This is a genomic window from Halorubrum ezzemoulense DSM 17463 (assembly GCF_002114285.1).
Taxonomy (GTDB): domain Archaea; phylum Halobacteriota; class Halobacteria; order Halobacteriales; family Haloferacaceae; genus Halorubrum; species Halorubrum ezzemoulense.
Window position 1 is genome coordinate 1 of sequence record NZ_NEDJ01000009.1, and the last position, 20355, is coordinate 20355.

The 20355-nt window shown below is 69.2% G+C and carries 17 protein-coding genes; 6 read left to right on the forward strand and 11 right to left on the reverse strand.

Annotated features, from left to right (window positions below; genetic code table 11):
- Window positions 1–269 precede the first annotated feature (269 nt).
- From B9H04_RS04305 to B9H04_RS04315, 3 genes are all read left to right on the forward strand, one after another.
- The gene (locus B9H04_RS04305; RefSeq protein WP_049930326.1) at window positions 270–800 is read left to right on the forward strand and encodes a DUF5817 domain-containing protein; all 531 of its coding nucleotides are present in this window, start codon (window positions 270–272) and stop codon (window positions 798–800) included.
- A gap of 65 nt (window positions 801–865) precedes the next feature.
- Complete coding sequence (locus B9H04_RS04310; RefSeq protein WP_085682478.1) at window positions 866–1885, forward strand: DUF7490 domain-containing protein; 1020 nt, start codon at window positions 866–868, stop codon at window positions 1883–1885.
- Complete coding sequence (locus tag B9H04_RS04315) at window positions 1882–2355, forward strand: hypothetical protein (protein ID WP_049930323.1); 474 nt, start codon at window positions 1882–1884, stop codon at window positions 2353–2355. Before B9H04_RS04310 ends, B9H04_RS04315 begins: the two co-directional genes overlap by 4 nt.
- Before the next feature lie 39 nt (window positions 2356–2394).
- Here B9H04_RS04315 and B9H04_RS04320 read toward each other — a convergent pair whose 3' ends face one another.
- Both B9H04_RS04320 and B9H04_RS04325 read right to left on the reverse strand, forming a co-directional pair.
- Window positions 2395–2784 (reverse strand): hypothetical protein, encoded by a 390-nt coding sequence (locus B9H04_RS04320; RefSeq protein ID WP_049930320.1) that lies wholly within the window; start codon window positions 2782–2784, stop codon window positions 2395–2397.
- Between the two features lie 118 nt (window positions 2785–2902).
- A complete protein-coding gene (locus B9H04_RS04325) occupies window positions 2903–3742 on the reverse strand; it encodes a Rieske (2Fe-2S) protein (RefSeq protein WP_049930318.1) in 840 nt (279 codons plus the stop codon).
- 243 nt (window positions 3743–3985) lie between these two features.
- On the opposite strand from B9H04_RS04325, the gene ppc reads away from it, so the two are divergent.
- Window positions 3986–6688 carry a phosphoenolpyruvate carboxylase gene (gene ppc, locus B9H04_RS04330; protein ID WP_049930316.1) on the forward strand — a complete coding sequence of 901 codons (2703 nt, stop codon included), beginning with the start codon at window positions 3986–3988 and terminating at the stop codon, window positions 6686–6688.
- 14 nt (window positions 6689–6702) lie between these two features.
- Here the strand turns inward: ppc and B9H04_RS04335 are convergent, their stop codons facing one another.
- From B9H04_RS04335 to B9H04_RS04360, 6 genes are all read right to left on the reverse strand, one after another.
- Window positions 6703–7179 (reverse strand): MOSC domain-containing protein, encoded by a 477-nt coding sequence (locus tag B9H04_RS04335; RefSeq protein ID WP_049930314.1) that lies wholly within the window; start codon window positions 7177–7179, stop codon window positions 6703–6705.
- A gap of 258 nt (window positions 7180–7437) precedes the next feature.
- Window positions 7438–7893 (reverse strand): 30S ribosomal protein S19e, encoded by a 456-nt coding sequence (locus tag B9H04_RS04340; protein WP_049930313.1) that lies wholly within the window; start codon window positions 7891–7893, stop codon window positions 7438–7440.
- A 136-nt stretch (window positions 7894–8029) separates the two neighbouring features.
- Window positions 8030–9373 (reverse strand): hydroxymethylglutaryl-CoA synthase, encoded by a 1344-nt coding sequence (gene hmgB / locus B9H04_RS04345; protein ID WP_085682479.1) that lies wholly within the window; start codon window positions 9371–9373, stop codon window positions 8030–8032.
- A gap of 112 nt (window positions 9374–9485) precedes the next feature.
- A complete protein-coding gene (locus B9H04_RS04350; protein ID WP_049930310.1) occupies window positions 9486–11039 on the reverse strand; it encodes a carboxypeptidase regulatory-like domain-containing protein in 1554 nt (517 codons plus the stop codon).
- A 459-nt stretch (window positions 11040–11498) separates the two neighbouring features.
- On the reverse strand, window positions 11499–13343 hold the full coding sequence (locus tag B9H04_RS04355; protein WP_049930308.1) for a hypothetical protein: 1845 nt from the start codon (window positions 13341–13343) through the stop codon (window positions 11499–11501).
- Between the two features lie 158 nt (window positions 13344–13501).
- On the reverse strand, window positions 13502–13693 hold the full coding sequence (locus tag B9H04_RS04360) for a hypothetical protein (protein WP_049930306.1): 192 nt from the start codon (window positions 13691–13693) through the stop codon (window positions 13502–13504).
- Window positions 13694–13879: 186 nt separating this feature from the next.
- Here B9H04_RS04360 and B9H04_RS04365 point away from each other — a divergent pair, with 186 nt between their 5' ends.
- Window positions 13880–14605, forward strand: coding sequence for a nucleoside phosphorylase (locus B9H04_RS04365; protein WP_049930305.1), 726 nt, complete (start codon window positions 13880–13882; stop codon window positions 14603–14605).
- Window positions 14606–14632: 27 nt separating this feature from the next.
- On the opposite strand, the gene B9H04_RS04370 is transcribed toward B9H04_RS04365, so the two are convergent.
- Complete coding sequence (locus B9H04_RS04370; RefSeq protein WP_049930303.1) at window positions 14633–15079, reverse strand: UPF0179 family protein; 447 nt, start codon at window positions 15077–15079, stop codon at window positions 14633–14635.
- 136 nt (window positions 15080–15215) lie between these two features.
- Here B9H04_RS04370 and tmcA point away from each other — a divergent pair, with 136 nt between their 5' ends.
- Complete coding sequence (gene tmcA, locus B9H04_RS04375) at window positions 15216–17573, forward strand: tRNA(Met) cytidine acetyltransferase TmcA (RefSeq protein ID WP_085682480.1); 2358 nt, start codon at window positions 15216–15218, stop codon at window positions 17571–17573.
- A 375-nt stretch (window positions 17574–17948) separates the two neighbouring features.
- Here tmcA and B9H04_RS04380 read toward each other — a convergent pair whose 3' ends face one another.
- Together B9H04_RS04380 and B9H04_RS04385 are read right to left on the reverse strand one after the other, a co-directional pair.
- Window positions 17949–18278, reverse strand: a complete 330-nt coding sequence (locus B9H04_RS04380; RefSeq protein ID WP_049930300.1) for a 4Fe-4S dicluster domain-containing protein — start codon at window positions 18276–18278, stop codon at window positions 17949–17951.
- 102 nt (window positions 18279–18380) lie between these two features.
- Window positions 18381–20153: a glutamate--tRNA ligase gene (locus B9H04_RS04385; RefSeq protein WP_049930299.1), complete on the reverse strand. Its 1773-nt coding sequence runs from the start codon at window positions 20151–20153 to the stop codon at window positions 18381–18383.
- Between the last annotated feature and the right edge of the window lie 202 nt (window positions 20154–20355).

A 20355-nucleotide genomic window follows, 5' to 3' on the forward strand; every position in this document is an offset into this window, starting at 1 on the left:
TCGGCCGCTCACTCCGCTCGCGCCCTGCGGTGCTTGCGTCGCCTGCGCCCCCGCGCGACTGCCCCGGCGAGTCCCACCCGCGCGCGCCCGCGCCTCACGCCTCCCCAGCCTCGTCGCTCGCTTCGCTCGCGACTCCCTCGCGCGTGCTCCTCTCGGCCGCCGGAGGCGGCCACTCGGAGGCACGCGCCACGGCATTGTGTTGGGTTGTCGAGGGCCCGGCCGCGTCTCGGAGCCGAGGGTTCAACTTCGGGGCCGGCGAACCCCGTCGCATGTACGCGGTCGTCGGCTGCAACGAGTGCGCCAACATGTGGCTGGTCACGGACCCGGAGACGAGCGAGACGGCGAAGTGCTCGCGGTGCGGCAAGACCCACCGGACCGCCAAGCTCAAGCGCTTCTTCGAGTCCGAGGAGCGCGCGGCGGCCCGCCAGGCGCGGTCCGCGCTGCTCGCCAAGAAGCGCGGCGACAGCGCGGCGTTCGCCGAGGTGGACCACGTCGCCGACCTCGAGGCCGCCGTCGAGGACGCCGGCATCGGCGACCGCGAGTACCTCGAGTCGTCGGGCATCGACGCCGACGCCGTCGACGAGGCCGCCTCGCGCGCCGAGGGCGGCGGGGGCGGCTCCCGGAGCCGCACCGAGGTCGTCCGGGACGCGGTCGACGCCCTCGACGACCCGACAGAGGCGGCCGTCGTGGATCGCGCCGCGGCCGACGGCGTCCCCGCCGACGCGGCCCGCGAGATCCTGACCCGCCTCGCGCACCGCGGCGAACTCACCGAGTCGAACGGGCGGTATCGCCTCCTCTGAGCTCGGTTCCAAGCGCAGACGCCGACTGGACAAAGCACTTATATGACGCTCGTGAGGGGTCGCGTATGGACACCCGCACGGCCCTCCTGGCGGCGGCCGCCGCCCTCCTCGTCGCGAGCGCGGTCGGCGCCGTCGCCGTCCCCGGCGCGATCACCGACCCGCGGGAGACGAACGAGCCGCCCGGCCGGATCGACGTCGCCGGCGCGACCGTCGCGCCCGGCGAGGTGCGCGGCGAGACCGCCGAGCTCCGGCTCGGCACCGACCTCCGCCACCGCGGCTCGACAGTCGAGAACGTCACGGTCCGCCACCGCGCGATCGGCAGCGAGTCCGGCCTCCTCGTCGACGAGACCACGGTCGACGTGGGCGACGTCAACTTCGAGGGGGAGCAAACGGTCAACGGCACGGTCGACGTCGAGCGCGAGGGGGGCTACCGCATCGAGACGGTCGTCTTCGCGGACGGCCAGCGCCGCGAGGAACAGACCACTCGCGTCGGCGGCGTCGCGGCGCTCACGCCCGACTACGCGGACACGAGGGTCGGCTTCACCGACGGGACGGTCTGGCCGACGGTCGCCGTGAGCGTCACCGAGGCCGACAACGAGACGGCGACGCTGTCGGCGTCGATTTCCGTGACGAACCGCGGCGACGAGCCGAGCGACGACGTCGAACTCCGGCTCTACCTCCGGCAGGCGGAGTCGAACGTGATCGCCGGGGAGGCGACGGAGACCGTCGGCACCGTCCGCCCCGGTCGCACCGACACCGTGACGGCGACCGTCAAGGTGCCGAACGGCTACAACTACTACGTCGACGCCGCGCTGTTCGACGACGACGTGCTCGTCGACGAGACGCAGGGCGTCGCGAACCTGAACCCGCAGGAGACCCTCTCCGCGAACGAGACGGCCCGCGACGTGCAGTTCACCGTCGAGGACTTCGAGCGCGGCGAGGGGGGCGTCGGCGGCGACAGTGCCGGTGACGACGGAGCGACGCGAGACGGCGGCGCCAGCGGCGACGCGACGCCCGGTTTCGGCCCGCTCGTCGCGCTCGTCGCGCTCGTCGTCACGGCGCTGCTCGCACGGAGGCGACGATGACTGACGAACCGCCGCGTGCTGATGCGACCGACGAACCGCCACGTGACGGCCCGAGCGACGACCGCGCGACTGCCGACGGCGACCGCACCCGCGACCCACCACAGCCAATGACAGACGACACCGACGCGACCGACCGCACGGAAACGGGTCCCGACCGGACGGACCCGGAAGAGACCGACACGGACTACTGGACAGAGCCGGCCGGCTCCGGCGGCTTCGGCCGCCTTTCGACCGACGACCTCCGCGGGCTGCTCGACCGCGTCGGGCTGGCAGTGCTGTCGCTGCTCGCGGTCGTGGCTGGCTGGGGGTTCTACAGCCAGTCCGGCAACGCGATCCGCACGTGGTTCGATCCGGCCTACCAGTCCGTGGCGCTCGCGGTGTTCAACCTCGCGGTCCTGCTCGTCGCGCTCGCGGGCGTGGCCCACCAGCTCCGTCGGATCCGCTCGGCGGAGTCCGGCGGATCCGAGTAGACCGGCGCCGGAGACAGCCGGCGACGACGAGCCGGCCCGCTACTCATCGGGGATCTGCTCGGTGTCCGTCGGGATTTGTTCCACCTGCCCCGCGAGCGTCGCAGCGTCGCCGGCGACGGTGGAGGGCTCGACGCCGGCCTCGCCCGCGACCAGCCTGACGTGTGCGGCGAGCAGCGCGAGCGCGCGGAGTCCCGCCCCCTCCGGGTCGTCGTCGGTGCGCTGGGCGAACGTGGTGTCGACCTCGCCGTCGCGGACGACGCCGACGTGGACCGCGTCGATGTCGTCGCCGTCGAGCAGGTCGCGGGCGCGGGCCAGTTCTGCCTCGAAGTCGTCGCTCGCGGGGGCGTCCGCACCGCCGGCGGCCGCGGATCGGTCGTCGTCGCCGGCGGCCTTGGAGACGGACTCGTCGGAAGCGGGGTCGTCGCTCATGTCATTCCCTCGGACGAGCGAGGTGAAAAGCGCGGCGACGACTTACACGAGACATCCGAGGGACGAGCGGAGAAGAGGGCGGAGCCGCGACAGGGCGGGGTTACTCCTCGGGCTGGGATTACTCGTCGGGTCGGGGACGCGCGATGAACAGCGCCTCCTCGATGGTGAACGGGTCGTACGTCGACTGGTGGCAGACGCAGTACGAGCCGTCGGCGGCGTCGTAGCGGGCCGACTCCTCTAGCTCCTTGTAGCCCGGAATACAGCAGAAGTGGGTACAGACGTTGAGGTACGCCATGAACCCCTGATCGGTCGAGGCCTGGAGCCACTCGTCGTTCTGGGCCGCCTCCTCGATCTCCGGCGAGCGGATCACGATCGCGTTGAGGTTCGTATCGGAGTCCTCGGAGCGCCACGTGGTCATCGCCGGCTTGCCGACGCCGTCGCTGCCGATCCCGTTCCCCCACTCCTCGTAGTCGTCGAAGTCGTCGATGTGGATCCGGTCGCCGCCCGAGTAGGTGTTCGACTGCCAGTCGTACGGCGGGCCGCTCGCGGCGCGGAACAGGTTGTCGGACTCGAAGTTCGGCTGGACGTTCTCCTGCGACTCGACGCCGCAGTACTGGAACCACGCGCCGGAGTAGGTCGTCCCGCCGAGCTCCTCTTGTGCGACCTCGATCTCCTGTCCCTCCTGGGTGATGGTCGTCGTCTCGGGCCAAATGCCCTCAATGTACCCGTCGTCGTTGACCTGAACCGGGATCTGCGGGAGCCCGCGGGGCGCCGGACCGCCGGTCTGCGCGATGGTCTTCGCGATCGTCGACCCGCCGCCGACGCCGCCGGCGGTCGTCAGGGTGTTCACGGTCGCCGACCCCATCGCGCCGACCCCAGCGAGGGCCGCGCCGCCGACGACGCCTTTCACGAAGCGTCGCCGCCCGGACTCAGACGGATACTTATCGGACGCACTCATGCTCGCTACTGAGGTTGGATCGGTAAAAAGGGTGACGAACCCTCCACAGCGGCGAGAATCGGAGCCATTCCGGGTCGACGGCGACGCTTCGGAACCGGGCCGCGCTCGGGACCGACGAGTCGCCGCCGCCATCGCCTCCGGCCGGGGTCGGCAAGGAACGTTCGTGATCGAATTTACTCGGAACCGGGGCAAGCATTCGTCTAGCCCACGGATTTAACCGATCCCGACCGAACTGTCTGTGGTATGAAGTTGCATAATCGGGACGTGCGGACGGACGTTCGAGAACTCGGGGCGCTGGTGGGAGACGTCCTGGCCGCACAGGCGTCGACGGACGCGTACGAGACGGTCGAGACGCTGCGGAACGCGGCGATCGATTACCGGCGGGGAGACGCCGCGGACCGGGCCGCCCTCCACGAGGCGGTCGCCGACCTCTCGACGACACGCGAGGAGGTCGTCGCCCGCGCGTTCACGACGTACTTCGAGCTCATCAACCTCGCCGAGGAGCGCGAGCGCGTCCGCGCGGTCCGGAACGCCGACGACGGGACCGCCCTCCACGACTCCTTCGACGCGACGATAGCCGAGTTCGCCGAGGCCGGCGTCGACGCAGACGAACTGGAGGAGCTGCTCGCCGACGTGCTCATCGAGCCGACGTTCACCGCTCACCCCACGGAGGCCCGGCGGTCAACCGTGAAGTCCAAGCTCCGCTCGATCGCGAACCACCTCGGCGAGCTCGACGAGCGCAACCTCACCGACCGCGAGCGGCGCGCCGTCTGGCGCGACGTCACCGCCGAGGTAACCAGCCTGTGGGGCACCCGACAGGTCCGCCAGCGGGCCCCCGAGCCGGAAGACGAGGCGCGCAACGTCCAGTGGTACCTCGAGAACACGCTGTTCGACGTCGTCGGTGACGCCTACGAGGAGTTCGAGGAGACCATCTCGAAGGAGTACGACGACGTCGACTGCCCCAAGCTCTTCGAGTTCCGCTCGTGGGCGGGCTCCGACCGCGACGGCAACCCGTTCGTCACGCCCGAGGTGACCGACGAGACGCTCGAACGCCAGCGCGAGGTCGCCGTCGAGAAGTACCGAGACCGCTGTAAGCGGCTCTCCGCGGTGCTGAGCCAGGACGGCGACCGGTACGCCGACGGCGACGCGCTCGCGGAGTCGCTCGCGGCCGACGCCGAGCGGTTCCCGACCGTCGTCGAGGAGGCGCGCGAGCGGTACCCCGACGAGCCGTACCGGCAGAAGCTCCGGCTGATGCGCGAGCGCCTCGACCGCGTCAACGACGTCCGGCCGGGCGAGTACCCCGACGGCGACGCGTTCCTCGACGACCTCGACGTGATCGCCGAGTCGCTCCGCGAGGACGGACAGGAGTCGGTGCTGGAGTCGTTCGTCGAGCCGTTCCGCCGGCAGGTCGACACGTTCGGGCTCACGCTGGCGTCGCTCGACCTGCGCGACCACCGCGAGAACCACACCGAGGCCGTCGCCGAGGCGGTCGCGGCCGAGGGCGTCGACTACGCCGAGATGGACGAAGACGAGCGCGTCGACTTCCTCACCGAGGCGATCCTCCAAGAGGACCCGGTCGTCGACGTCGACGAACCCGGCGACGTCTCCGAGACGACGGAGCGCGTCCTCCGCCGGTTCGCGTCGTTCGCGGGCTGGCAGGACGAGTACGGCCAGCAGGCGATAGACACCTACTGTATCTCGATGACGGAGGAACCCAGCCACGTGCTGGAGGTGCTCTTCCTGGCCGACCAGGTCGGCGTCGTCTCCTTACCCGACCACTGCGCGGTCGACGTCGTCCCGCTGCTCGAGACCGAATCGGCGCTCAACGGGGCCGAACGCATCCTCGGTACCCTCTTCGAGAACGAGGCGTACGCGGCCGCGCTGAAGGCACGCGACGAGGTCCAAGAGGTCATGCTCGGCTACTCCGACTCCAACAAGGAGAACGGATTCCTCGCCGCGAACTGGGACCTCTACGAGAACCAGCGCCGGATCGCCCGGTTCTGCCGCGAGGAGGAGGTCACCCTCCGGCTGTTCCACGGCCGCGGCGGCTCCATCTCGCGCGGCGGCGGCCCGATGAACGAGGCGCTGACCGCGCTCCCGAACGAGACCGTCACCGGACAGGTGAAGTTCACCGAGCAGGGGGAGGCGATCGCCGAGAAGTACGCCAACCCGCGGATCGCCGAGCGCGAGCTCGAACAGATGCTGGACGCCCAGATCCGCGCCCGGAAGGAGGCGAACGAGGAGCCGGTCGAGAACGTCCCGGACCGCTGGGTGGAGGCGATGGAGGTCATGGCGCCCGCCGCCCGGGAGACGTACCGGGAACTGCTGAACAGCGACGGATTCGTCTCCTACTTCGAGCAGGCGACGCCGATCAGCGTCGTCGAGGACCTCAACCTCGGCTCCCGGCCCGCCTCCCGCTCCGGCGAGCGCAGCGTCGAGGACCTCCGCGCGATCCCGTGGGTGTTCTCGTGGACCCAGACGCGGCTCATCCTCCCCGGCTGGTACGCGATCGCCTCGGGGATCGACGCCTACCTCGACGAGGTCGGCGAGGAGGAGGGGATGGAGACGCTCCGCGAGATGTTCGACGAGTGGCCGTTCTTCCGGACCACGCTCGACAACGCCTCGCTGGCGCTCGCGCGCACTGAGCCGGAAATCGCCGCCGAGTACGCCGACCTCGCCGACGACGAGCTCCGCGAGCGCTTCTTCCCCGAACTCGTCGACGAGTACGAGCGCGGCCGCGAGCTAGTGTTGTCGATCAGCGGCCGCGACCAGCTGCTCCGCCGCGAGTGGCTCGAAGAGAGCCTCGACCGCCGGAACCCCTACGTCGACCCCCTGAACCTCCTCCAGGCGAACCTGCTCGGACGCACCCACCGCACCGACGAGGAGGAGCGCACCCTGCGGCTCACCGTCAACGGCATCGCCGCCGGGATGAAAAACACCGGATAACCCGGGGTCGGTCGCTACCAGACGATCTCGTCGCCGACCGCTACCGTTCCCGACTCCACGATGCGGGCGTCGAGCCCGCCGCGACCGTCGAGCGCGGTCACCGCGTCGGACTCCTCCGCGAGATCGGCCATGTAGCCGCAGGGCTCGCAGCGACCCGTCCCCTCGACGGTCGCTTCGCCGACCCGGAACCGCTCGCCGACGAGCTCCCCGAGGTCGACACCACGCGTCGTGACGTTGCGCCGGTGCGCGCCCGCCTCTAGGTCGACGCCGTGTTCGGCGGCCGCGGCCGCAAGCGTCTCGGCCTCAATCAGCGTGATGTCGCTCGGCTCCAACTCCGACTGCTCGTTGTAGATCCCGTCGCCGTCGAAGTAGCGGTCGCCGCGGAGCCCGCGGTCCGCGACCGCCTCGACCGCCTCCCGGGGCTCCGGGTCGCCGCCCGTCCCAGAGGCGACGTGAATTCGTTCGACCGTGCCGACGCGTGACTCCGTCATGCGCGACTCACGCCGGCACTCCGAGACGCGGGATCAAGAAGGTAGCGGGGGAGCGACCGAAGGAGAGCGTCCGAGGAGAAGAAGGCCGACGCGTATGTGTCGATTTACCCGATATCAGATTTTGTATAGCGGTGTTTGGTTTACGACGTGCGCAACGGGCGAACTCGCGAGACGAAGCAGCCGCTTGCGAGACGCGTGCGATGTGACCGAGAAAGCAGTCGCTACGGCGGTAAAGCGGCCAGAAACAGAGATATCGGTTTACGCGTAGCGTTCGAGTTCCGGACGGTCGAGGTCCTCGAAGACCTCGGTCGCGACCTCGGAGAGGAACGCCTCGCCCTCGTCGGAGAGGCGGCGACCCTCGCCGGAGGCGGTCGTGACGAGCCCGTCCTCTTCGAGCGCCTGGAGCGACGAACGGATGAGCTTACGCGAGCCCCCCTCGTGCTCGCCGGGGCGGACGATGTAGCGATTGGAGCCGCGCTTCTTCGAGCCGTACTCGGTCGCGAGCCGCTCGATGCCAATCGGCTCGTTCTGCGCGACCTTTCGCAGGAGGCTCGCGGATCGGACGTACCAGAAGTCGTCCTGCTCCGGCGGGAGCTCCTTGCCTGCGCCGCTTTTGGCGAACTCGACCCAGTCGGGCTCTTCGATCCGGTCCTCGAGGCGGGCGGCGACGGCCTCGATGAGGTCGTCGGCCGGCACGTCGTAGATGGTCACCATTGTGTGTCGATTCACGCCAGCGTCGTTTAAAAGCATCGTATCGCGAACGACCCGTGTGAGCCGTTTTCACGGGATTGCGGGCCGCTGCGGATGACTCACGGTTCGGTGAGCGTGCCGGTCAGCGGCGGTCGCGGCGCTACTCGGCGTACTCGTACTGGCGCTCGTTCATCCGCCCCCAGCCGGTGAAGACGAACTCCCCGTCGGGCTGGGTGAACTCCTCGACCTCGCGCCCGAGGTCGGCGTCGTACTCGTGGACGTCGTGGACGTCCTCGTACTCCTCCCACGTCAGGTCGTAGCGGGCGTCGAGCTGGTCGTCGATGTCGAGCCTCTCGATCTCGGCGCGCCACCCCTCTCGGATCGTCTCGGCGTGGATCTCGGCCTGCGCGCCCGAGCCGTAGGAAGCGACGAGCAGCGTGTCGCCGACGAACTCGCGGTCGCGGGTCAGGGCGTCTCGGAGGGCGCTCACGCGGGCAATGTGGACCGAACTGGTGTACCAGTTGCCGACCTCGCGAGAGAGGCCGAGCGTCGGCTCGACTGCCGTGTCGTACCACGTCTGGTACTGCTCGGTGGTCTTTAACTCGTCCATGTACCCGCGGATCGCCTCCTCGTAGGCCTCCCGGTCGTCGTACTCGCCTTCGCGGGGCTGGCGGCCGATCTCGTCGGCGAGCGCGTCCTCGTGTGCTGTATCGCGGATGACGTGACGGTAGGCGAGGAGCGCCGCCTTCCGGACCATGCCGGGGAACGGCGTATGGAACGGCGCGTACGCGAAGGCTTCCAGCTCGATGTCGTCCGTGACGGACTCGTAGTCTTCGAGGGCCTCGCGCATCCGGGAGAGGTACACCTGGACCGACCGCTTCCCGTCGACGCTGGGGAACTGCTGGTTCGGCTTGAGGAAGTCAGTCTCGTCCTTCGAGCCGTACCCCTGATCCGTCGAGAGCTCGACGATCGAAGGGTCCTCGTCGATCAGCATCGCGACGGCGCCGGCGCCCTGCGTCGCCTCGCCGGGGTCACCGCGAGCGTACAGCGCCGTGTCCGTGGTGATGACGAGCGCGGGGCGGTCGCGGTTCCGGCCGGCGCGAATCCAGTTGTACGCGTCGTCAATGGCCTGCGTTCCGGCGAGGCAGGCGAACTTGCGCTCGCCCTTGTTGGCGTGGGTGAAGTCGCCGTCGTACACCTGTTCGAGGCAGCCGGCGATATACGTCGACACGGGCTTCGAGTGGTCGAACGCCGACTCGGTGGCGACGTCGATCCGGCCGACGTCCTCGGGTTCGAGCCCTTTCCGGTCCATCAGCCCCTTCGCGGCGTTCGCGCCCATCGTGACGATGTCCTCGTACACGTCGGGGAACGAGGAGTTAGTGAGCCCGAGCCCCTTCGTGTACTTCTCGGGGTCGTCGCCCTTCTCCGGCGCGAACGTGCCCGGCAGGTCGAGTTTGAGCTTCCCGGTCCAGATCTCGATGCCGTCGATCCCGACTGCGGTCATACACGGACGTTCATGCGGCCGGCATATGGCTTTGTCGATGAGAAGTACGTTGATTGTGGAACACAGGCGGAGACTCTAGCGAGGAAGCGGGATGCGAGCGCGGCGATCGGCCTCAGTCCTCGTCACCGGCTTCAACGGTCGGATCGGGAGCGAACCACGCGCCGTCGGTCGTGACGGTTCCGCCGTCAGACGCGATCGCGATCGCGCCGTCGGATCCGAGCGCGGTCGCCTGGGCGCTGAACACGCCGTTCGTGAGGTCGATATCGTCCGCGGCGGACAGGTCGACGTCGCCGGGAGCCACGAGCGCCGTAGTGGTGACCGTAGCCCCGCGGGCGGCGATTCGGCCGCCCGAGTCGATATCGATGTCGCCGCCGGACAGACCGAGCCAGCCGGTGAACGAGGCGTCTATCCTCGCGCCAGCGATTGAGACATCCCCGTCCGCGTCAAGGTCGACCGACTCCGCCGACAGCAAGACCCCATCTCGAACCGTGATGCGGTCGGCCTCAGCAGAGAATTCCCCACGGATCTCTGCGTCGTCAAAGATGACGAGGTGGCCGTCGAACTCACCGCGATCCGCCAACTCCGCCGCAGAGAACGTCTCGTCGGCGGTCCCGTCCCCGTCACGGTCGACGTACGCGACGCCGTCGCTCTCGGGAGCAAGCACTTCGACGGTCGTCGTCGCCGTGTCGTTCTCGCTCGCGACCGCGAGTTCGACCGTTCCGACGTCCGTCGGGTCGGGACGCCACGTGATGGAGAGCTCTCGCCGCTCGCCGCCGGGGAGCGTGAGTGGCTCTGACTCGACGACAGCGCCGGCCACGGAAAACTCGATCCGCTGGGTCCCCTCCTCGTCGCCGACGTTCTCGACGGTCGCGTTCACGGTGACCGGCTCGGTGCCGACGACGCGAGCCTCGGTATCGTCGATCCGGACCTCGAACTCGGCGGGTTCGATGGGATCGAGCGTGACGTTGACAGTCTTCGTCCGGTTAGCTTCGACGGTGACGGACCGTGTCACCGCGAGGAAACCGGGCGCGGTCACTGAGAGGTCGTACTCGCCCGGTGCGAGCCCGTCGATCCGATATCCCCCACCGGATCCGGTCCGGGTCTCGGCGACGCGACCGGCGCCGTCGACGACGACCGTCGCGCCCGAGAGGGGAGTGGCCACCTGCCGAAGTCCGAGCGACGCACCCGAGGCGACCCGCATCGACCTCGCGCCGGGGCCGAGGACGGTCCCCTCGATCGCGCCGGTCTCGACGCTCGGTTCGGGCGCCGGCGTCAGCGTCGCCCGCTCGATCTCCCCGCCCGAACCGTCGTGGTAGAGCCGGACCTCGTTCGACGCGTTCGCGACGAGCGCGTCCGAAAACGTGCGGCGGTCGCCCGGACCGAACTCGCCCGGCGGGGGCGCGAACGGGTAGCGAGTCGCGTTGCCGTCCGTCCTGACGACGACCGTCAGCTCGTCGTTCGGGAGCGCGTCGCCTCCCAAGTGGTCGACCCGGAGGTCGCTCCCGTCCGCGCTCAAGTCCGCGGAGACGACAACCTCGTCGACGTTAGATCCTACGCCGCCGACGTAGGCAACCCCGATCGCGCTGGCGCTCACGACGAAGACGGCGAGCAGGAGGATGATTCCGACCGTCTCGGACTGAGCGCGGGCGGTTGCGGGGCGAGGCATAGAGAGAACAGTCAGGTCAACTATTTCCGGTGCGGTATTTTATTATGCGGTCGCAGATATCAACAGCGATAAGCGTAGAAACTGAGACTTACTGCTACCCAACTAGCCGTTGGTAGCCCACTGAGAGTTCATCGCTGTTCCGGCGTGCCTCGTATCAGACTGTGACGTTCTGTTGGAATCGATTCTTTTCAGATCGAGAGAGGTATCTGAGTCCTATTCAGTCAGTGTTCGCGAACCGAGTTTGGTGTCGACTTCCTGCTAAATAACGATTTGATCCCAGCCAATTTATTTCAAGATCAGCCGTTTTTACGCATAGTCTCAGCTACTCGGTTAGATCTTAATACCGCGTTCTTTACCGCGGTCGCAATTGATCGCTCGTGAACTTGAATTACCTTTTGATAAAATACGTCGGTCATGGAGAGATGGCCCGATATAATCCCGTCAGCTGAGGCCGTTCGGTTAGAGGGTCAGCAGGAATGTCTTACTGCTCCCATCACTAAATTGGAGAGTTAGTTCGACGTTTGCCTTGTTCATGTTCGCGTTCTGGTTACTGTCCCTGAACTGGCCGAGCCGGACGTCCGCGCTGTTTCCGCCCGTGATCTGGAGCGTAGGGCTCAGCGTCGCCGTAGTGCCGACATCAATTTGCCCGCTGACTAACGTGGTGTCAGTTCCAGCATTGACGAACGTGTCACCTTCGGTGTCTTCGACGTTATCGACATCGGTATTCCCTGTGTTGGTCTCAACCGACTCAACTGTGATGTCGGTTATTTCGATGCTTTGTGTGTCCGGACCGGACGATCCGATGGTGAACGTGACATCGTTGTTTCCACCCGCCGTGTCTTCTCCGGTTACAGTCGTGCGGTCGGCCATCGTTCCTTGACCGCTCTCGATGACTCGCACCAGGAGTCTATCGACATCGTCACCCGCTGCTGCGTACACGTGGAATTCATCACCGACGTCCGCGTTGTTCGGGGAGAAGACGAGGGTGTCAGAGCCGTCGTGTTCTGGAGATGATAGTGGGTTCAAACTCGGAGAGCCCCCGTTTTGTAGCGGTGCGAAAGAATAATCTATTGTGGCGTCGTTAATCAGATCCCCGCTCTGTCGGTCAAATATCTGAACTTCGAGATCCGTATCGGTGTTCTCAGTGGCGTTCACCGGCGACGATGGTATCCACCTGACATCGAACGTCTGATTTCCGGCTGTGCCGCCGCCCTCTGACACGTCGAAGGTGACCCGCTCGTAGGTCGGCCCGCCGGTCCCGTTGATCGTCGCGATGAGGGCCTCGGTCTCGTTAACTTCGAAGAACGCGCGCCCCCCGTCGCCGGTGGTGCGGTTCGCGCCGTCGAACGCGACCGTCGCGTCGGGCACCGGGTTGTTGTACCGGTCGCGCACCTCGACTGTGACCGTCTCTCCGACCGCGGCGCTCTCGGAGCCGACCGGCACGACGTACGCCGGCTCCGTCTTTCCGGTCGCGTCGAGCGACACCTCGGAGAGCGCCAGCCGATAAGGATCCGAACCGTTCGCCAGCGTGACGTTGATCGCCTCGCCGGTCGCGTTCCGCGTTGCGGTCGCGCCCGCCGGGAGCGCACCATTCCAGCGCTCCGCGAGGGCGGAGGCGTTCCCGACCGCGGTCGGGAGTTCGAGGGTGATCTGCCCGCCTCTCGGTTCGAGCGGAACCGTGGTGTCGCTCGCGGAGACGGCGCGCGGGTCGACGCTACGCGGAACGACGCCGGTTTCCGACACCGAGCCGCTCAGCGCGGTCAGCGAGATCCGCTCCTCGGAGACGACCGTCTGGCCGGTCCGGAGCAGGACCGCGTCGTCGAACTCGGCGGCGACGACGGAGTGCTCGTAGACGAGTTCGGGGGCGCCGTCGAACTCGTTGTACTCCGCGTCGTAGCGGAGCGAGCGCGTCTCGAACGAGGGACTCGTGTTCCAGAAGTCGCGGGCGTTCTGGTGGGCGCCGTCTCCGACCGTCGCGTTCAAGACCCGTATCGGCCCCGTCGGCTCCGTTTCGAGCGACCCCGACACGGGCGGCGGGTTGATGAAGAACGTCCGGGCCGGGTACCGCGTGCCGAGGCGGACCTGCGTCGACCCGGTCGAGCCCGTCGAACCGGCGCGGAGGACGTCGTTGCGGAGGTCGCCGAAGTCGTCCTCGACCTGCTGGCTGTGTTCGAACTCGACGTTCGCGTTCTCCGTCGGGACGACTTGAATCTGGAAGATTCCGAGCGCAACGATCAGGAACCCGAACAGGATCACCGTCCCGACCACGACCGACTGGCCTCGACGGTCGCGACTGAATCGCATTGTGCGGTGTCGACGCCGAGCGGGTATAAAAGTCTCCGTCGACCTCTCAGTCACGATACTCGGACGACAACTGCGGAGACCGGGGATCATCCGCCCGTCCGTCGCTCGGTTCATCCGTTCGCCCGTCGTTCGGTTCATCCGTTCGCCCGTCGTTCGGTTCATCCGCCCGTCCGTCGCTCGGTCAGCCACGCCGACCCGACCGCCACGACGCCAGCGAACCCGCCGAGCAACACCGCCTGCGTCCAGTTGAAGCCAAGCAGCGTCCCGGCGACGAGTGTCACGAGGAGGAACGCGACGGTGAGCGCACCGAGCGTCGAACCGAAACCGGCGGAGGCGTCAGCGTCGGTCATAGTCGAACGTCGCGGCCTCGGGCGATAAAACGGCCCGATCCGGTGGAGTCGGTGGTCCAGCCTGAGGGGGACCGCGGCCGTTCGATCGCTGTTGTAAATCGCATAGCGCGATATCAAATGTGTTTGCGGCGTGATCCCCGCCCGCCGACCGGTCCGTTTTTGCGCGCGGCCGCTGTTGCGGCGCGTATGGCGAAACAGCCGCACCTGCTGGTCGAGGAGGGCGATGTCCACGAGATCGCGGTCATCCCGGGCGATCCGGGTCGCGTCGACCGGATCGCCGACCTGTGTGACGACAGCGAGGTCGTCGCGCAGAACCGCGAGTACAAAGTCGTCAACGCGACCTACGACGGGGTCGACCTCACGATCTGCTCGACCGGGATCGGCTGCCCGTCGGCCGCCATCGCCGTGGAGGAGCTCTCGCGGGTCGGCGTGGAGACGTTCGTCCGGTGTGGCACCTGCGGCGCGCTCCAGCCGGAGATGGAGGTCGGCGACATGGTCGTCGCGACGGGCGCGGCCAAGGAGGAGGGGACGAGCAAGCGGTACGAGTCGGCGAACTACCCGGCGGTCCCGGACTACGACGTACTCACCGGCTTGGTCGATGCGGCCGAGGACAACGACGAGGAGATCCACGTCGGCCCCATCGTCTCGGACGACGCGTTCTACAACGAGGACGACGAGTACGTCGAGGACTGGAACGACGCGAACCTGCTCGCGATCGAGATGGAGGCGGCGACCGTCTTCTCGCTCGCGCGGCGCAAGGGGCTCGCGGCGGGCGCCATCTGTACGGTGGACGGTAACCTCGTCGCGGGCACGCAGAAGGGGGCAGACTCCGACGACGAACTACCGGAGAAGGCGAAGGACAACGTCGAGCGCGCGATCCGGATCACGCTGAACGCGATCACCTCGCTGTAAGCGAAGGGAGCGGCCCCGCGGCCGGACTCACTCCTCCGCGCGGAACTCCACGAGCGTCAGGTCGCGGTCGAGCGCGCACGTCTCGTGCGGGGGGTCGCCGAGCACCTGATCGATGACGCGCTCCTCGTCGAAGTCGGCGCCGTCGGGGACGCAGTAGCCGTGGCTCGGGCACTCGGTGTGCGGGCAGGGACCGGCGAGCGACGCCTTGCTCCCGGCGTACGCGCGCTTCGACGGGACGTTCGCCGGGACCGACGCGGGCTCGACCTCGACCGCGCGGACGCCCGCGTCGTGGACGGCGCAGTCGAGCGTCTGGGCGTTCTCGCGGATGTCTGTCACCCGGTACCGCTTCCCCTCGGTGAGGTTGAGACACTGGCCGCGGTAGGGACACCCTTCGCAGCCGGCCGATTCCCCTTCGTAGACGAACTCGCGGCCCACGTCCGCGAGCCGAGTCCCGATGAGCGTGACCGTGGTCATGCCGGGAGTGACGCGCCGCGCGGCCGTAAGCCTCCCGCCTTTGCCGGCGTCGCCGGAGCGTCGTGAACGAGCAACTCGCCTCGGCGACGCGCGGAGGGGAAGACACATGACCGCGCCTCGGCAACCACGAGCGGAGATGATCGCGGCGGTCGCGCGCGAGCTGCGCGCCGAGGCCGAGCGGACGAACGAGCGGCGCGTCCTCGGGCTGGCGGGCGACCGCGACCGGGGAACCGACGCCGCCTACGACGCGATAGTGTCCCTCGGCGTCGACGACGAGGCGGTCTCGCTCGTCTCGACCCGGGAGGGGTTCCGGTTCGAGGAGCACCGCCCGCGGAGCGCCGACGAGCTGCTCGGACGCACCCGCGAGGCGGTCGTCCTCGACTGCCACGGGCAGTTCGTCCCCAACGCGCTCGGCCGAGCGGTCGGCGCCGTCGACGGCGGTGGGCTGCTGATCCTCCTCACACCCCTCCTCGACGACTGGCCCGGGGTCCGCGACCGCTTCGACGACTCGCTCGCGGTCCCCCCGTACGGCGTCGGCGACGTGACCGGGCGGTTCCGCGAGCGCCTCGTCTCGACGCTCCGGACGCACCCCGGAATCGCGGTCGTCGCACTGGGGGACGACCCCGCGGGCGACGCCCTCGAACGAGACGGCCTGACCGCGGAGAAAGGCGACGAGCGCGGCGGTGGGGACGAACGCGGTGGCGAGGGCGAACCCGACGACGCGGACGACCGCGACGCGCCGAGCCCGCCGCCGGGTGCGGCGTTCCCCGCGGCCGCGTACGGCGCCTGTCTCACGGACGACCAGGCCCGCGCGGTGCGGGCCTTCGAGGCGCTCGCCGACCCCGGATCGGCGGTCGTCGTCGAGTCCAACCGCGGGCGCGGGAAGTCGAGCGCGGCCGGGATCGCGGCGGGCGCGCTCGCGCTCGGCGGCGCCGACGTGCTCGTCACCGCGCCCGCGTTCCGGAACGCCGCGGAGGTGTTCGCGCGTGCCCGAGAGCTGATCGAGAGCGAGACCGATTGGGAACGCGACGGGATCGACCGCGACGGCGATGCGGACGACCGCGACCTCCGGACGCCGGCGGGAGGTTGGGTACGCTTCCTGCCGCCGGCGGCCGCCGCGGCGGCGGCGGGCGAGGCGGACGCGGCGGTCGTCGACGAGGCGGCGGCGCTCCCGGTGCGGCTGCTGGAGGGGTTCCTCGACGCGCCCGCGGTCGCGTTCTGTACGACGGTCCACGGCTACGAGGGGGCGGGCCGCGGGTTCGCGGTCCGGTTCCGGGAGCGGCTGGTCGGCTCGCGGTTCGCGGTCCGAGACGTGCGGCTCGACGAGCCGATCCGGTACGCGCGGAACGACCCGGTGGAGGCGTGGGCGTCGCGGGCGCTCCTGTTGGACGCTCGCCCGGCGGTCGACGACGCGGTCGCGGACGCGTCGGTCGACGACGCGACGTATCGGGCGCTCGACCCGGAGGAACTGCGCGCGGACGAGACGCTGCTCGGCGAGGCGTTCGGGCTGCTCGTCACCGCACACTACCGGACGGAGCCGAACGACCTCGCGCGGCTGCTCGACGCGCCGAACCTCGTCGCGCGCGCGCTCGTCGCGGACGACCGGGTCGTCGCGGTCGCGCTCCTCGCGCGGGAGGGCGGGCTCGACCCCGAGACGCGGCGGCGGATGTACGAGGGCGAGCGCGTCCGCGGCAACATGGTGCCGGACGTGCTCACGAGCCAACTCCGCGACGAGGACGCCGCCGCCCCGCGCGGCCTGCGAACGGTCCGGATCGCGACCCACCACGCGCTCCGGGACGCCGGGTTCGGCTCGCGGCTGCTCGACGAGGTCCACGCGGAGTTCGGGGGGCAAGTGGCGGGCGACGGCGAAGCGACTCACGACGACGGAGAGCCGGTCGACTACTTCTCGGTCGGCTACGGCGCGACGCCGCGCCTGCTCCGCTTCTGGAAGCGCGCGGGATACCGGATCGGCCACCTCTCGACGAGCCGCAACGACGCCTCGGGGGAGCACTCCGCGATCATGCTGCGCCCGGAGACCGCGGCCGGGCGCGACCTGCTCGCCCGCCACGCGGTCGCCTTCCGGGACCGCGAGCGCGACGGGCTCTCCGACGCGCACCGCGACGTCGACCCGGACGTGATCCGCGGCGCGCTGGGTGCGTGTTCCGCCTCCGTCCCGGTCGATCTCACCGAGACCGAGTGGCGCTCCGTCGTCGGGGCGTCGGTCGGGCCGGGGATGTACGACAGCGCGCCCGGCGCGTTCCGCGACCTCGCGCTCGCGGCGCTGGTCGAGGGGACCGACCTCGACGACCGGGCGGAGCGCCTGCTCGTTCGGAAGGTCCTCCAAGGCCGGCCGTGGGAGGAAGTCGCCGACGACCTCGGCTTCGCCTCGACGAGCGCGTGTATGCGGGCGCTCGGCGACGCCTACACCCCCCTCGTGGAGCGGTACGGGACCGACTTCGCGCTCGCGGAACGGGAGCGGTTCACCGGCGAATGAGCGGATCGGCTACGGCCGCTTGCTAACAGGTCTGCGGTGGCGCGTGCCTCCGAACGCCCGTAGGGGATGAGGAGCACGCGCGAGGGACACAGTTCGCGCTCGGAGAGCGCGAACCGCGAGGCTGGGGAGGCGTGAGGTGCCGTGCTGTGCGGTCGGGGCGGGACTCAAAGGGGCAGTCGCGAGGCGAACGCAGGCGACGCAAGCACCGCAGGGAAGAACGCGGTGAGCGACCGAGTGAAGCGCACGGCGAGCGTCCGGCGGCCTCGCGGCTGGGGCTTCGGAGGGGTTCGCAGTCGATCCAATGTGGATCAATCAGAACACGGGGACTCGGTCGACAGAGACCACACGGCCTCAAAAACGACCACTTACAGCCGATTATAACCGGTTTTCGCGCCCGGGGTCCACGTCGATGGCGTCGACCGGACAGACGTCGACGCAGAGCATACAGTCGATACACTGGTCCTCGTCGGCGGGGTTCGCCTTCCGCTCGGACTCGGGGTGGTCGGGGGTGTCGGTCCACTCGAACACGTCGACCGGACAGTCCTCCAGACACGCGCCGTCGGCGAGACAGATGTCGAAGTCGACCGCGACGTGGGTGCCGCGGATCCCCTGTTTCTCCGGCGGCTCGACGGGCCCCCACACGGCGACGCCGTCCTCCTCGCCGACCCGCTCGCGGTTCGCTTCGAAGTTCGAGTCGATGGCCATCGTTGCCCTCGCTTCGCCGGTCGTGGGTTTAAATGCCCCGACGAACGGATTCGGTCGACCGAGCGCAGCGCCGCCGGGCGGCCGGACATCGCCGACCTCGGCCTACGGGTGCGCGTAGTACGCCAGCAGGTCCTCGGTTCCGTTCGGGCCGTCCTCCTCGTCGGTCGCCTCGGGATTGAACCCGTCGATCCGGGCGAAGCCGACGCGCACGAACTGGACGACCGTGTCGGGGCCGACGTCGGCGAGCGCGGGTTCGGCGATCCCGCGCACGTCGCCGTCGACGGTCCGGAGGAGCGTGTCGAGGCCCTCCTCAGCGGGCGCCCAGTGGACCACGTCCACGTCCCCCTCGCGGACGACCTCGATGCCGTCGTCGACGAAGGCGAGCTCGTCGCCCTCGTACCGGACGCAGCCGTACCCCTTGAGCCAGACGCGCTCGCCCTCGCTCGGGAGGTCGGGGGACTCGACGAGGACCCGACCGGCGGGCACCTCGCGGTCGCCACGGTCCTCGTGGTCGGGGTGGAGCGGCGGATGGCCGGCCGCGGGCGCGGGCGCGTCGCCGTCGACGACCGGGAGCGCCACGGCGGGCGCGTCGTCGCGGTCGCGGACGAAGAAGTAGCGGTCCGCCTCGTCGTCGACGAGGTCGCGGTTATGCGCGTAGACGGACGACATCGCGAGGTCGACGTCGGAGGTCGACATCCCCAGCTCCGTCATCGAGTCGACCAAGGCCTGCCCCCGGAGCCCGCGACGGCGCATCGACCGAATGGTCGGGGCGCGCGGGTCGTCCCAGCCCGTCAGTTCGCCGTCCGCGATGAGCCCCTTGATCGTCGAGGTGGAGAGCGTCACGTCGTACTCGTCGACCTGGACGTGGCCCCAGTGGAGCACCTCGGGGTACTCCCAGTCGAAGTAGTCGTAGACGAACCGCTGGCGCTTCGCGGAGTCCTGAAGGTCGATGCCGCGGATGATGTGGGTGACGCCAGTGAGGTGGTCGTCGACGCCGGACTGGAAGTCGAGCATGGGCCAGCAGCGGTAGTCGGCGGCCGCCTCGCGCGGGTGGGGCGTGTCGATCATCCGGAAGGCGACCCAGTCGCGCAGCGCGGGGTTCTTGTGCTCGATGTCGGTCTTCACGCGGAGGACCATCTCTCCCGAGCCGTACTCGCCGTCGACCATGGCCGCGAACTCCTCGCGGACCGTCTCGGCGTCCTTCTCGCGGTGCGGGCACGCCTCGCCCGCGTTCTTCAGCTCGGAGAAGTCGTCGCCGGAGCACGAGCAGGTGTACGCGCCGCCGGCGTCGATCAGGTCGCGGGCGTGCTCGTAGTACGTCTCCAGCCGGTCGGAGGCGTAGAGCACGCGGTCGGGCTCGAAGCCGAGGTACTCGATGTCGTCCAGGATGGCGTCGTACGCGTCTAAGTCGGGGCGTTTCGTCTCCGGGTCGGTGTCGTCGAACCGGCAGATGAACTCGCCGTCGTAGCGCTCCTTGTACGTCCCGATGACGGCGGGCATCCGCGCGTGGCCGACGTGCCACGGGCCGTTGGGGTTCGGCGCGGCGCGCATCACGACCTCGCCGTCCTCGGCGTTCGGGAGATCGGGGAGGACGCGGTCGTCGTCCTCGTCGTCGGCCTCCAGCTCCGCGAGCTTATCGGGGGCGAGTTCGCCGAGCCGCTCCCGGCGGGCCGCCTCGTCCATCTCGCCGACCTCCTCGACGACCGGCGCGAGGACGCCCGGGATCTCGTCGCCGTGCGGGCGGAACTCGGGGTTCTCGCCCATGATCGGCCCCATGATCGCGCCCACGTCCGGGTCGCTGCCGTGTTTGAGCGCGTTGAAAAGCGCCGCGGCCTCGCCGGCCGCCGCGACGCGCTCGCGGAGTTCGTCGTCCATGCCGCTCGCTTGTCGGGGTCGGGTCAAAAACGCCGCGAAACGGCGGGGAGGGGCGAGTCCCGGAGCGGAGCGGGCGACGCGGGGCGCGGGCGGCGTCGCCGCGGCGCCCGTCGCACCGGAACGGCGGGTAGGGGCACTCGACACGAGCCGCCGAACGGTCTTAAACGACCCAGACCGTTCACGGCGGAGAGAGCCCAGAGAC

Bases quoted from the DNA above. Each gene is read 5' to 3' on its own strand.
- B9H04_RS04305 (WP_049930326.1), top strand. From the start codon at position 270: ATGTACGCGGTCGTCGGCTGCAACGAGTGCGCCAACATGTGGCTGGTC.
- B9H04_RS04310 (WP_085682478.1), top strand. From the start codon at position 866: ATGGACACCCGCACGGCCCTCCTGGCGGCGGCCGCCGCCCTCCTCGTC.
- B9H04_RS04315 (WP_049930323.1), top strand. From the start codon at position 1,882: ATGACTGACGAACCGCCGCGTGCTGATGCGACCGACGAACCGCCACGT.
- B9H04_RS04320 (WP_049930320.1), bottom strand. From the start codon at position 2,784: ATGAGCGACGACCCCGCTTCCGACGAGTCCGTCTCCAAGGCCGCCGGC.
- B9H04_RS04325 (WP_049930318.1), bottom strand. From the start codon at position 3,742: ATGAGTGCGTCCGATAAGTATCCGTCTGAGTCCGGGCGGCGACGCTTC.
- ppc (WP_049930316.1), top strand. From the start codon at position 3,986: ATGAAGTTGCATAATCGGGACGTGCGGACGGACGTTCGAGAACTCGGG.
- B9H04_RS04335 (WP_049930314.1), bottom strand. From the start codon at position 7,179: ATGACGGAGTCACGCGTCGGCACGGTCGAACGAATTCACGTCGCCTCT.
- B9H04_RS04340 (WP_049930313.1), bottom strand. From the start codon at position 7,893: ATGGTGACCATCTACGACGTGCCGGCCGACGACCTCATCGAGGCCGTC.
- hmgB (WP_085682479.1), bottom strand. From the start codon at position 9,373: ATGACCGCAGTCGGGATCGACGGCATCGAGATCTGGACCGGGAAGCTC.
- B9H04_RS04350 (WP_049930310.1), bottom strand. From the start codon at position 11,039: ATGCCTCGCCCCGCAACCGCCCGCGCTCAGTCCGAGACGGTCGGAATC.
- B9H04_RS04355 (WP_049930308.1), bottom strand. From the start codon at position 13,343: ATGCGATTCAGTCGCGACCGTCGAGGCCAGTCGGTCGTGGTCGGGACG.
- B9H04_RS04360 (WP_049930306.1), bottom strand. From the start codon at position 13,693: ATGACCGACGCTGACGCCTCCGCCGGTTTCGGTTCGACGCTCGGTGCG.
- B9H04_RS04365 (WP_049930305.1), top strand. From the start codon at position 13,880: ATGGCGAAACAGCCGCACCTGCTGGTCGAGGAGGGCGATGTCCACGAG.
- B9H04_RS04370 (WP_049930303.1), bottom strand. From the start codon at position 15,079: ATGACCACGGTCACGCTCATCGGGACTCGGCTCGCGGACGTGGGCCGC.
- tmcA (WP_085682480.1), top strand. From the start codon at position 15,216: ATGATCGCGGCGGTCGCGCGCGAGCTGCGCGCCGAGGCCGAGCGGACG.
- B9H04_RS04380 (WP_049930300.1), bottom strand. From the start codon at position 18,278: ATGGCCATCGACTCGAACTTCGAAGCGAACCGCGAGCGGGTCGGCGAG.
- B9H04_RS04385 (WP_049930299.1), bottom strand. From the start codon at position 20,153: ATGGACGACGAACTCCGCGAGCGCGTCGCGGCGGCCGGCGAGGCCGCG.